General features: G+C 61.6%; 9 protein-coding genes. 3 read left to right on the top strand and 6 right to left on the bottom strand.

The window, feature by feature from the left end; all coding sequences use genetic code 11:
* Positions 1-36: 36 nt before the first annotated feature.
* Genes DMB37_RS25230 through rplN form a run of 4 tightly spaced genes read right to left on the bottom strand, consistent with a single transcriptional unit; the run spans position 37 to position 1,477 of the window.
* Positions 37-222, bottom strand: a complete 186-nt coding sequence (locus DMB37_RS25230; protein WP_040731429.1) for a type Z 30S ribosomal protein S14 — start codon at positions 220-222, stop codon at positions 37-39.
* Between the two features lie 2 nt (positions 223-224).
* Positions 225-788, bottom strand: coding sequence for a 50S ribosomal protein L5 (gene rplE, locus DMB37_RS25225; protein ID WP_107654148.1), 564 nt, complete (start codon positions 786-788; stop codon positions 225-227).
* A 1-nt stretch (position 789) separates the two neighbouring features.
* The gene (gene rplX, locus DMB37_RS25220) at positions 790-1,107 is read right to left on the bottom strand and encodes a 50S ribosomal protein L24 (RefSeq protein ID WP_107654147.1); all 318 of its coding nucleotides are present in this window, start codon (positions 1,105-1,107) and stop codon (positions 790-792) included.
* Between the two features lies 1 nt (position 1,108).
* Positions 1,109-1,477: a 50S ribosomal protein L14 gene (gene rplN, locus DMB37_RS25215; RefSeq protein WP_107654146.1), complete on the bottom strand. Its 369-nt coding sequence runs from the start codon at positions 1,475-1,477 to the stop codon at positions 1,109-1,111.
* A gap of 349 nt (positions 1,478-1,826) precedes the next feature.
* On the opposite strand from rplN, the gene DMB37_RS25210 reads away from it, so the two are divergent.
* Together DMB37_RS25210 and DMB37_RS25205 are read left to right on the top strand one after the other, a co-directional pair.
* Positions 1,827-3,869: a M13 family metallopeptidase gene (locus DMB37_RS25210; RefSeq protein ID WP_370465205.1), complete on the top strand. Its 2,043-nt coding sequence runs from the start codon at positions 1,827-1,829 to the stop codon at positions 3,867-3,869.
* A 95-nt stretch (positions 3,870-3,964) separates the two neighbouring features.
* Positions 3,965-6,004, top strand: coding sequence for a M13 family metallopeptidase (locus DMB37_RS25205; RefSeq protein ID WP_135234790.1), 2,040 nt, complete (start codon positions 3,965-3,967; stop codon positions 6,002-6,004).
* A 345-nt stretch (positions 6,005-6,349) separates the two neighbouring features.
* On the opposite strand, the gene lanKC is transcribed toward DMB37_RS25205, so the two are convergent.
* Both lanKC and DMB37_RS25195 read right to left on the bottom strand, forming a co-directional pair.
* Positions 6,350-8,899, bottom strand: coding sequence for a class III lanthionine synthetase LanKC (lanKC, locus tag DMB37_RS25200; protein ID WP_135234789.1), 2,550 nt, complete (start codon positions 8,897-8,899; stop codon positions 6,350-6,352).
* 97 nt (positions 8,900-8,996) lie between these two features.
* On the bottom strand, positions 8,997-9,356 hold the full coding sequence (locus tag DMB37_RS25195; protein ID WP_135234788.1) for a hypothetical protein: 360 nt from the start codon (positions 9,354-9,356) through the stop codon (positions 8,997-8,999).
* Positions 9,357-10,521: 1,165 nt separating this feature from the next.
* Between DMB37_RS25195 and DMB37_RS25190 the strand changes: the two genes are divergently transcribed.
* Positions 10,522-12,585 carry a M13 family metallopeptidase gene (locus tag DMB37_RS25190; RefSeq protein ID WP_135234787.1) on the top strand — a complete coding sequence of 688 codons (2,064 nt, stop codon included), beginning with the start codon at positions 10,522-10,524 and terminating at the stop codon, positions 12,583-12,585.
* The last annotated feature ends 44 nt before the right edge of the window (positions 12,586-12,629 follow it).

Here is a 12,629-nt window from a genome sequence, read left to right as displayed (position 1 = left end):
CCCGCTTACGCGGGCGCACTCACGAAGAGCGCAAGCTCACCAGGAGCTCTTGTGCACGCCCGGGAGCTCACCGCGGTGCGCCATCTCACGAAGGCAGACGCGGCAGAGGCCGAACTTGCGGTAGACCGCGTGCGGACGACCGCAACGCTGGCAGCGGGTGTAGGCGCGAACGGCGAACTTCGGCTTGGCCTCAGCCTTGATCCGCAGTGCTTTCTTGGCCATCGTCAGTTCTCCTTGAACGGGAAGCCGAGGTGCTTGAGCAGGGCGCGGCCCTCTTCATTGTTCGTCGCGGTGGTCACGACGGTGATGTCCATACCGCGCGGACGGTCGATGGAGTCCACGTCGATCTCGTGGAACATCGACTGCTCGCTGAGGCCGAACGTGTAGTTGCCGTTGCCGTCGAACTGCTTCGGCGACAGGCCGCGGAAGTCGCGGATACGGGGCAGCGCGATGGAGACCAGGCGGTCCAGGAACTCCCACATGCGATCGCCACGCAGGGTGACCTTCGCACCGATGGGCATGCCCTCACGCAGCTTGAACTGCGCGATCGACTTGGTCGCCTTGCGGATCTCCGGCTTCTGACCGGTGATCAGCTCCAGGTCCTTGACGGCACCGTTGATCAGCTTCGCGTCACGGGCGGCGTCGCCGACACCCATGTTCACGACAACCTTGACCACGCCGGGGATCTGCATGACGTTGGCGTAGTTGAACTCGCTGTTCAGCGCGTCCTTGATCTCGGCGCGGTAGCGCGCCTTCAGACGCGGCTGGGTCTGCTCAGAGGTAGTCATGTCAGATGTCCTTCCCGTTGTTACGGGAGATCCGGACCCGCTTGCCGCTCTCCTCGTCGGTCCGGTAACCGACGCGGGTCGGCTTGCCATCGGAGTCGACGATCATCACGTTGGACACGTGGATCGGAGCTTCCTGGGTCACGATGCCGCCCGAAGAGGCGCCGCGCTGGTTGGCGGAGTTCGCGACGTGCTTCTTGATCCGGTTCACGCCCTCGACCAGGATGCGGTTGCGCTCGGGGTAGGCCTGAATGACCTTGCCCTTGGCGCCCTTGTCCTTACCCGAGATGACGAGCACGGTGTCGCCCTTGTGCACCTTCATGTCAGAGCACCTCCGGGGCCAGCGAAACGATCTTCATGAACTTCTTCTCGCGCAGCTCGCGGCCGACCGGGCCGAAGATGCGGGTGCCACGCGGGTCGTTGTCCGCCTTGATCAGCACGGCCGCGTTCTCATCGAACTTGATGTACGAACCGTCCGGGCGACGGCGCTCCTTGGTGGTGCGCACGATGACGGCCTTGACGACCTCACCCTTCTTGACGTTGCCACCGGGGACAGCGTCCTTCACGGTAGCGACGATGATGTCGCCGATACCGGCATAGCGACGCGACGAACCACCGAGAACGCGGATGCAAAGGATTTCCTTCGCGCCCGTGTTGTCGGCGACGCGCAGTCGCGACTCCTGCTGAATCACTTCAGCTCCTCCTGGACCTGGATGTATACGCACGCCGGATTGCCGACCCGACGGGCATGGTCAGTTGCCCTCCGGACGCGCGCCTGCCAGCGGTTTCGTGGCTCTGAATGTGCAACTCGAGAACCAACCACTGGGGGTTCACTGCCGGATTGCGGGCATAGCTCCCGCAGGCAACCGGTCTAGTGTAGGTGAATCCCCAGGTCGTTCCCAAATCGGGGGTCGGTCGGGAATCCAGGGGGTGCGGACGCGCACCTGGAAACTCGGGCTAGCAGGCGGGCGCCACTACCCTCGGATCGAGCAAGATCAACGAAGCACCGTTCGGCTCGACCGTACCGAAAAGGGGATGCTCTTGAGCTCGTCCGCTCGTCTCGATCGCCGCGCCTTCCTGCTCGCCCTGGCGGCCGCGCCCGCGGCGGCGGCGTTGGCCTCCTGCTCCCAGCAATCACAGGTCTCGGATGTTCGGCTCACCGGCGTCGATCTGGCGGGCGCGAATCCGGCGGTCCGTCCCCAGGACGACCTTTACCGCCACGTCAACGGCGCTTGGTTGCGCGACTATCGGCTGCCGCCGGACAAGTCGTCGTTCGGGTCGTTCGACGAGGCCAACGACCGCACCGAGCAGCAGTTGCGCGGCATCGTCGAGGGCATCCGCGATCCCCAACCGGGTTCGACACAGCAGCAGATCCGCGATCTGTACGACGCCAGGCTCGATCGTGACGAGATCGAGCGACTCGGCACAACGCCTGTGGCGGATCTGCTCGCGGCGATCGACGGCGCGGCGACGAAGGCGGACCTCGCTCGCGTGATGGGCTCGCTGCCGATCGCGGGGCTGATCGGGTTGCAGGTCGTGGTCGACCAGAAGAACTCTGCCAACTACATCGCCATGGTCAGCCAGTCCGGCATCGACATCAATCTGGACGAGCAGTACTACCGCAAGCCCGAGTACGCCGAGCAGCTCGCGGCCTACCGCACCTATCTGGAACGCATTGCCGCGGGCGCGAAACTCACCGATCCCACCGGTACCGCGCAGCGGGTGCTCGACCTGGAGACCCGGATCGCCGCCGGCTACTGGGACAGCGTCCGCGATCGGAATCCCGACACCACTTACAACCTGCTGAGCTGGGCCGAATTGACCAGGCTCGCACCACAATTCGACTGGGATCCGTGGCTGGCGGGCAGCACCGACCGACCCAAGCAGCTCTTCGACAGCATTGTGGTCCGGCAGCCGTCGTTCGTCACGGCCGCAGGAAACCTGTGGGCCGAGGTCGACATCGATCGGTGGCGTGAGTACCTGCGCATCAGTGTCGTCAAGGAATTCGCCCCTTACCTGCCCAAGGCAATTGCCGACGCCGCCTTCGATTTCGTCGACAAGGCACTGCAAGGCCGCGATCAACGCCAGGAGCCTTGGAAGGACGGCCTCGCGACGGTCAGCCTGTATCTCGGCGAGCCCTTCGGCAAACTGTATGTGGAGCAACACTTTCCAGCGCAAGCCAAGGATCGGGCCAAGGCGCTGGTGGCCGATCTGATGGACGCCTACCGGCAAGATTTCACCAACTCGTCGTGGATGTCGCCGCCGACCAGGCAGGCGGCGCTGGCGAAGCTGGACAAGATCGTCGCCAAGATCGGCTATCCGGACAAGTGGATCGACTACTCCGGGGTGAAGATCACCAAGGGCAAACTGGTCGAATCTTTGCGTGCTGCAAGGGCTTTCGAGGTCAACCGATCTCTCGGCAAGCTCGGCACACCGGTCGATCGGGCCGAGTGGGGCTTCCCACCCCAGACGGTCAACGCGATGTATGACCCGACCGCGAACGAGATCACCTTCCCCGCCGCCATCCTGCAGTCACCGTTCTTCGACGCCGATGCCGCATCCGCGGTCAACTTCGGCGGCATCGGCGCGGTGATCGGACACGAGATCGGGCACGGCTTCGACGACCAAGGCGCCAAGTACGACGGCGACGGCAATCGACGCGACTGGTGGACACCCGAGGACATCGCCGCTTTCGAAGCCAAGACGAAACAGCTGATCGAGCAGTACAACGCGCTGGTGCCCGACGGCTTGGATCCGAGCAAGCACGTCAACGGCGCACTGACCGTCGGGGAGAACCTCGCCGACCTGCGCGGTTTGCAGATCGCGCTCGCCGCATACCGTGCTGCCGCGCAGCGCGACGGTATTGAACAGGACCTGAAAACCGTGTTCCTGTCCTGGGCCAGGATCTGGCGGCAGCAGGCGACCAAGCAGACCAAGGAGCGGCTGCTCACCATGGACGTGCACTCGCCCAACGAGTTCCGCGCCAATCAGGTGGTCCGCAATATCGCCGACTTCTACAGCACCTTCGGCGTCGTGGCGGGCGACAAACTGTTCCTCACGCCGGACCAGCGGGTCACCCTGTGAGATGGGGCAGCCGGTAGCACCGCGGGCGGGTAGCCTCGGGCGAACAAATTGCGCCTGACGAGGATGCGGCGGACCGCATCGGGAGAGGAATCCGCGTGACACGTCTCGGACAGCTGGACCGTCGTGCCTTCCTGATCGCGCTCGGGGCGGTGCCGGCCGCTGCCGCGCTCGCGTCCTGCGCGAGCGATACCAAGGAGACGAGTAAAGCGCTCACCAGCGTCGACATGGGTGGCGCGGACGAGGCGATCCGGCCGCAGGACGATCTGTACCGCCATGTCAACGGGAAGTGGTTGCGCGAGTATCAGTTGCCGCCGGACAAGACCTCCTTCGGCTCCACGAGCGAGGCCTTCGAACGCACCCAGCAGCAACTGCGCGAGATCGTCGAAGGCATCAAGGATCCCAAGGATGGATCCGAGGAGCAGCAGATCCGCGACCTGTACGACGCCAGGGTGGACTGGGACACGATCGAGCGGCTCGGCATGACGCCGCTGGCCGGGCTGTTCGCCAAGGTGGACGGCGCGGCGACCAAGGCCGACCTGGCGAAGGTGATGGCCGAGTTGCCGATCAGCGGTTTGATCGGACTCGGTATCGGCACGGACCGGAAGAACTCCAACGCCTACATTCCCTCGGTCGGCCAGTCCGGGCTAGGGCTCGGCGAGCAGTACTACCGCAAGCCCGAAAACGCCGAGGTGCTGGCGCAATACCGGGTGTTCCTCGAACGCATCGCCGCAGGAGCGGGTTTCGCCGATCCCGCCGCGATGGCGCAGCGCGTGTTCGATCTGGAGAAGCGCATCGCGCCCGCGCATTGGGACAATGTGCGCAACCGCGATGCCGACGCGACGTACAACCTGTACAGCTGGAAAGACATGGTCGCTCTCGCACCGGGATTCGACTGGGACCCGTGGCTGGCGGGCAACACCGACCGGCCGAAGCAGCTGTTCGACACGATGGTGGTCGGCCAGCCGTCCTTCATCACCGCGGCGGGACAGCTGTGGACCGAGGTCGACATCCCTACCTGGCGTGACTATTTGAAGCTCAGCGTGCTGCGCGAGTTCGCACCGTTCCTGCCCAAGGCGATCAACGACGCGAACTTCGAGTTCAAGGGTCGCGTGCTCAACGGGCAGGAAGAGCGACCGGAGCGCTGGAAGTACGGTGTCGGCATCGTCGATGAGAAACTCGGCGAGCAGCTCGGAAAAGTGTACGTGGAGAAGTACTTTCCCCCCGAGGCCAAGCAGCGCGCGAAAGAAATGCTCGACGATGTCATCGCCGCGTATCGGGAGAACTTCACCAACTCGTCCTGGATGTCGCCCGCGACCAGGGAGGCGTCCCTGGCGAAGCTCGACAAGATCGATCCCAAGATCGGTTACCCGGACAAGTGGGTCGACTATTCGAAACTGAAGATCACCAAGGGCAAGCTGATCGAATCATTGCTCGCCATCAATGAATTCGAGGTCAAGCGCGCGTTCGCCCGGCTCGGCGGTCCGGTCGACAAGACCGAATGGGGAATGTCGCCGCAGACGGTGAATGCCTACTACTCGGCAAGCTCCAACCAGATCGTCTTCCCCGCCGCCTACCTGCAGCCGCCGTTCTTCGACAAGGACGCCCAGGCCGCCGTCAACTTCGGTGCCGTCGGGGCGACCATCGGCCACGAGATCGGCCACGGCTTCGATGATCAGGGCTCGAAATACGACGGCGACGGCAACCGGCGCGACTGGTGGACCCCCGAGGACCGGGCCGCCTTCGACGCCAAGGCCAAGCAGCTCGTCGACCAGTACAACGCATTGGTGCCGGAGGGGCTCGAGCCTAGCCAGCACGTGAATGGTGAACTCACCGTCGGCGAGAACCTCGCCGACCTGCGCGGTTTGCAGATCACCTTGGCGGCGTTCCGAATCGCCGAAAAGCGGCGCGGCATCGACGATCCCGACTACCGCACCATGCTGCTGTCCTGGGCCCGCAGCTGGCGCGAGAAGCAAACCGAGGAACTCACGGTCCGCTACCTCTCGATAGACACCCACTCCCCCAACGAATTCCGCTGCAACCAAGTCGTGCGTAACCTGGATGAGTTCTACCGCACGTTCGGCGTCAAGGAGGGTGACAAACTCTTCATGGCGCCGGATCAGCGCGTCACCTTCTGATCGCCGACCGACGTGACCATTGGTCCGGCACGCGGCCGGGGGCGGCAACATTTCGACTTGTTCGCCGCCCCCGGTTCAGACAACGTCAGAAGCATCCGGTGCTGGCTGTGCTCCAGCTTTCGTGGCAGCCAGAGCTCCACGTAGACCAGGCTTCTTGAATCGTCGGGTCAGTTCTGTCGGCCTTACCAGGGGTTTCCAGCTTCTGAAGATCAAGAATGTTTTTCATCACACCTCCTCCCAGGTGTCATAATTTCCTCCTCCACACCGACAACGGACTTTTCGTTGTCGCCTGCGGTATCCGGGCCGACCGATCGTCGCTTCTTCGGTCCAGGCCAACGCGTTTGTTCAGACTTTGTCCGGATGCGCGATCGGCAACCAGCTGTGCATCGTCAGGTCGGGGGCCAGTGCCGCCAATACGCCCGCGGACCCGGTCGAGTAGTCGGCAACCAGTCGCCGAGATCCATACCCCGATGTCAGCATTCCGCCTCCTGCATCGATGAAGGTGAACATGTCGAACTTCGCCGCTGGGGCCATGCCGACGGGCATCCCTAGCGCAGCAGCCATCTGTCGATCCGCAAGCACCAGGCCTGCCATCCCATCCAGCAAGCCAGGGCACAGGCAGGTACGCACCGCACACGCCAGTCGGATCCGCTCTAGTACCGAGCTGAACGAATCATCCAGCTCGACGCCTGCTTTCGCACACATGGCCACCGCCAGTCCGACGCCTGCGGAACCGGAACCGAGATACGGGTAGAAGTTGCCATTTTCACGCACCTGCAGTGATCCATCCGGCGCTTCGACCAGTTGCGCTATTGATCTGTCGAGCAGCCGTACAACGAGCTTGCGATACTTCTCCCCGTCTCGCCCTGATTGTTTCAGGACGAGCGCAAGCGCCACCGCGGCGCCGGCAAGTCCATCGAACAGGCCTGGCCTGGGCGCCTCACTGTCGAGTTGGCCATAGCTCGCAGCCTCCAAGTGCTTCATCGCACGTGCCGCAGGAGCGTCTGCAGTGGTGTAGCCGGTGCGGCACAGAGAATGGAGCCCCAACGCAATTCCCGCCAATCCGTCACCGAGGCCCACGTCCAGGGAATCCAGGGCCACATCGGCAATCAAATCGCCGACCAGTTCCCGATGGCGCCCCATCTCATGCAGCGCGCATGACATCCCGAGACGACCGAACAACAGGCTGTAATCCGAAGTTTCCAGCACCGCAGCAACATTCACAGCTGAGGTATGCGCTTGCCTGCCGGGCCGTGCCATGTGCCTACTCAGCATCAGTTCGACACCGAGCGAGCCACTGGCAATGTTTACACCGCCGTTCTCATCGAATTGGTGGGGGCCGCCCGGGTACGGGTGGTCGCCGTCGAAGCGGTGGGATCGAACGATCCCGCCGATGAGTTCATTCGTCAGATGCTGTGCCGAATCGGCACCGGTGCTGGGAATCGAGACCCGCAGAAATTCTCTATCATGTGCCACTGATGCACTCAACGGCCCACCGAGATTTCCATCGAGCAGGTCCACCCACTCAGCGATCTCTCGCCCGAACACCTGCAGAATGTATGCGCGCTGCCGAATCCATATCTCATCGGTGATGGCGGGCAACGGCGTCAGCGGGCTGAACATATGGACAATAGTCCGCATCAGCGCGTACCGATCCTGCTGTTGCCTGGAGCAGCGCAGTCTAGGGATGAATCCCGGCGTTGCCATTGTCCGGATATTGTCACTGAACAGCGGCTTGGCAAGTTCGAAGTCGATGAGCGAAACCGCGAGGTCGTCGCCGATCATGATGTTTCGCGGCTGTAGGTCTGTTATCGCGATTCCGACCTCGTGTACCCGCTCCACTATCGAAGTAAGTGACTGACCGATTCGTACCGCCTGAGCCGCATAGTCGGCGACGTCGAAACGCTCCGAGTACGGATAGTGGGCCGCAACCCACTCATACAACGAGACTCCGTGTACGTATTCCATTTCCATGAAGGTGTGGTCGCCGACCGTCAGCAGCCGGTACGCGTCGGCAACTCCGTCGACCGACGCGAGTGCTGTTAATGCACGGTATTCATTCCCGAGTCTGGCGACCGCATCGTCTCCATTGCGGTCTACCGCTACGTGTGCGCGAGCCTCCTTCAATACCACCTCGGTGAGATCATTCGACCGACGTGCCACATAGACCCCGCCGCAGTTCGAGAAATGCAGCGCGGTATCGACGATAAACGGAAAAGCTTCATTACCGGCGTCGACGCGTTTTGAAATCGATTTCTTCAGGAATTCTGGTATGCGACCGGCTACGGGTGGCACGAAGTACGGCAGTCGCTGGTCCTCCGCCAACCCGCCGCCAGCGTCCGTTATCGTATGCACTACGGCACCATCGACCGTAGCCATTCGGCTGACAAATCCGCCATATCTAAGAAACACCGGCGCCGAGTCCCACCTGACATCGGACAATATATACGGGCCGTCGAACGAACTCAGCATGGATTCGAGATCATTCAGTATTGCGTGCAATTGTGACGGACGCGGATAGATCGTAATGAATTTTCCCGACGAATTACGTGGCGCATATTTGGCATTAGCCTTCGAGAACGCGCCTCGATCGGGCAAGTATTTGAAATGAATATGCGCTTCCATACAATACGCCGAGATTATTCGAAGTACATCTTCGCACTGTTCCGGAACAGAGCTGATGTGGATCTTCCACCCCTGGTCCGGCGGCCGGGGGGCAGTATCCGGAGGCGGACTGCAGTGAGTCCATCCGTTACTGTAGTTCGTCCGCCAACCCGTATCGACACTGGCGACGAAAGCAGTGTCACCATTGAGTTCGTGCGGATCCGAGTAGTACAGCCCATCTGCATCGCCGCAGAAGGCTTCGATGTTTCGCAGGTAGTTGCCGTGCGGCACCGCGAGCCCCTCCCCCTGGATCCGTCACCGAATCCATCGTGAAATGTCTACCGTCGGCGAGGCCGTTCTCGCGCCAGGCCTCGCCGACGGCCTTTGGTCATCTTTTCGGCGCCGACAGCGTAAAGGTCGACTCGAGATCACCGTTTGTCGCCTCGGTGGTCTTCAGCAGCCCGATCTCACGGTCACCGAAGACACTCATTTCGGATAATGTTGATGAATCGTAGAAGAACATCGAAGCAGCCACTATTGCTAGCATCAGCGCTTCTAGAGAATCCCGGCCCGACGATGCGGACTCGATGTCACGTGCCCCAGCCATGCCGCTGATCGAAAACCGGCAATTCCATGTAGCCCCCGAGCAAGTCGGCCGGAAGAAGACCAGACTGACCGGGCCGGAGCTCGTGTCAACGACCCGCTCGGCGATAATATCGGCGAGCCGATCCGGATTCTCATCCATCATTTCCTATCCTTTCAGACACTCCCGCAAATTTCCAAGGGCAGCGTGATAGCAAGGCGCGGGATCGCCGCCGTTGGCCGCGATCGAGTCACAGGTTGCCAAAGTACTTTCGTAGAGAGCGTAGCAGTCATCGTCTCGCGAAGCAGCCGACGCAGTAGGCGCCGACATTACCAGTGTCGCAGGTACCGATAACGTCAATGAAGCTGCTCCCAGCACAGCAGCCAAAAGCATCTTGATTCGATTATTCGATCTCATGATTCGGATATTCCCATCTCGTCGTCAAGCATAGATGCGGCCAATTTTCATAGCCAGATTCCCCATTCAGGTATCAGAACGCAGTAGCTCCACCCCCCTGGAAATATCGCCGGATCAGCTTTTTTGGCGCTACACCGTAGTCGTCGACAGACAACTTCATCAGCATGACTGACAGTTGCCTGAAACGGCTCCGCGGCAGGCGGTTCCAAAAAAGCGCGCGCTAGCCGGCCAAGCCGCCGATCGTTGAATCCAAGTAGTCCCCTCCGATGAACACGACCGATGGCCGATACCGTCGAACGCCCCACGTTCGATATGTTTCTTCGACCCCCGTCTTTACATCGAACTCTATCAGACCTCCGCCAAACTTCAAGCAGGACAATGCCTTCGAGCTCCCGCGATCCAGGGACACCATTCAAGATCAACGGATCTGCGGTCTAGCTGCGAAAGCTGCCCCAGTTGTTGTGCACTCCTTGCAATTTCGTGAAGATGACGTACGCTGCAGCCAGTAGCAAGCGCACCTGCCGCTCAGCAGCGGGACAACGCGCGAGGGGGCCGAACATGAGCTACAAGTCGACGCTGCGATGTACGGATTTGTCTGTTGTGTCCACCATCGTCCCGATCGACCTGTGCCATGGAACAAAACAGGTCGGAGGGGAATGTCATGCGGAATCTGTTGTGCCTCTTGGCTATGAGCGGCGCATTTAGTACTGTCGGGCCCGACCCGGCGGCAGTCGAGTCCGAGGTCAGCCGCGCCGAGTGCGAAAACAACGGCGGCGAAGTGGTTCCCGGCGCGATGACGCCCGGTTTCTGCCTCGGAGGTACCTACGACACGTGGCCGATAGATCCATCAGATCATTCGCTCTGACAACACGTCCATGCACCGACTCCGGCAACCGCGCGGATGGAGGTACCGATGAGGCATGCCACGTCGACACGATTCGACAGACGGACCCTGCTGATCGCCTTGGCGGCAATCCCCGTGTCGGTCACGCTGATGACGGGATGCTCCGGAAGACCACAGAACGGCTCCGGCTCAGATCTGGAAGAAGTCGACACCATGGTCCGGCCCCAAGACGACCTCTATCGACATATCAACGGCAGGTGGTTACGGGAGTATCAGTTGCCGCCCGACAAGAGCGCCTACGGCACCGGGTTCGAAGTCGCCGACCGCGTCCAGCAGCAACTCGAGGCGATCATCGATACGATCCGAGATCCGGCACCCGGGTCCGACCAACAAAAGATTCGCGACTTCTACGACGCATGCCTGGACACCGAAGCCGCTGAACGCCTCGGCCTCACACCCATCGCGGACCTACTCGGCAGCATCGACGGTGCTGCCACCAAAGGCGACCTGGCGCGGGTCATGGCGTCGATTGCTTTAGAGCTTCCGTACGACAACGCACTCGCTGCGTGCAGCCTCTTCGCCATGGTGGTGTTTCCGGACAGCAAGGACTCGGCCACCTATCGTCCACAGCTGGGCCAAGCCGGCTTGCGATTCAAGGCTTCGTTCTACCAATCGCCCGCCATGGCCGACCAACGCTCGGCGTATCGGGTTTTCCTCGAGAAAATCGCTCGATCAGCTGGCTTCGCCGATCCATCGGGGATGGCAAGGCGAACTTTCGACCTAGAGGATCGGATTGCCGCAGCGCACTGGGACGAGGTGCGCAACCGCGACGCGTCCGCGACCTATAATCCCCGCAGCTGGCAAGAACTCATCGAGATGGGCCCCGGTTTCGAGTGGGACTCTTGGCTAGCCGCCTACTCGGACAAACCCAGCCTTTTCAGCAAGATCGTGATCGCTCAACCCTCCTACATTACGTCCGCAGCGCGTCTATGGTCAGAGGTCGATATCGCCGAGTGGCGCGACTACCTACGCCTGGGGGTTGTCCGAGAGTTCGCCCCACACCTGAATCAGGAATTCTCGGATGCGAGTTTCGACTTCTTCGAGCGGACCCGCGGCGGTCAGACCCAGCGGCCGAGGGACGAGGAGACGGCGCTGGCCACGGTCTCCACATATCTCGACCAGCTGCTCGGCAAAGAGTATGTAGGACAACACTTCCCACCCGCGTCCAGGGCGCATGCCGATGAGCTGATCGCGAACATCGTGTCGGCATACCGAGAGAGCTTCGCGCGCGCCGACTGGATGTCCCAAGCCACCCGCGATGCCGCCATAGCAAAGCTGAACAAGCTCACCATCAAGACCGGATACCCCGATACCTGGCGTGACTACGTCGAGCTGAGCATCACCGCAGGCCATCGAGTCGCCAATATTCGAGCGACGATGCGGCACGAGTGGAAACAGATGTTCGCCAAGCTCGGCGCCCCGGTCGACAAGTTTGAGTGGAAGATGGCGCCGCAGGAGGTAAATGCCTCCTACGACTGGAACAACAACGCGATTCTGATCCCCGCCGGCATGCTCCAACCGCCGTTCTTCGACCCTGACGCAGAGCCTGCGATGAACTACGGCGGAATCGGCGCGATAATCGGACATGAAATCGGACACGGTTTCGACGATCAGGGCTCCAGGTTCGACGGCGACGGCAACCTGCGGGATTGGTGGACGCCCGCCGACCGCGCCGCATTCGATGAGCGTGCTGAAGCTCTAATTGCGCAATATGACTCGTTGGTGCCGAGCGGGCTCGGACCTGAGCACCACGTCAACGGCGCGCTCACCGTCGGCGAAAACCTCGCCGACCTACGCGGACTCACGATGGCACTGGCGGCATTTCGCCGAGCCGAACGTTCGCGCGGCAACGAGACACCGGACTACACGAATGTCTTCCTCGCGTTCGCCCGAGCCCGGCGCGCGAAGCTTCGGCCGGAACAGCAGATTCGCCAATTGGCAGCGGATCCGCACGCGCCCAACGAATTTCGCTGCAACCAAGTGGTCCGTAACATCGACGAGTTCTACACGGCCTTCGACGTCAAAGAAGGAGACGGGTTGTTCCTCCCCCCTGATCGGCGCGTTATCCTCTGACACCCGACTGCCAAATGTGATCGTCGTGTGCGACCAGGTGTCCT

Origin of the sequence: Nocardia sp. CS682, assembly GCF_004634405.1 — a bacterium.
In the GTDB taxonomy this organism is placed as follows: Bacteria; Actinomycetota; Actinomycetes; order Mycobacteriales; family Mycobacteriaceae; genus Nocardia; species Nocardia ninae.
The sequence above is the reverse complement of the archived record's forward strand: the minus strand, read 5'-3'. Positions and strand labels throughout refer to the sequence as shown.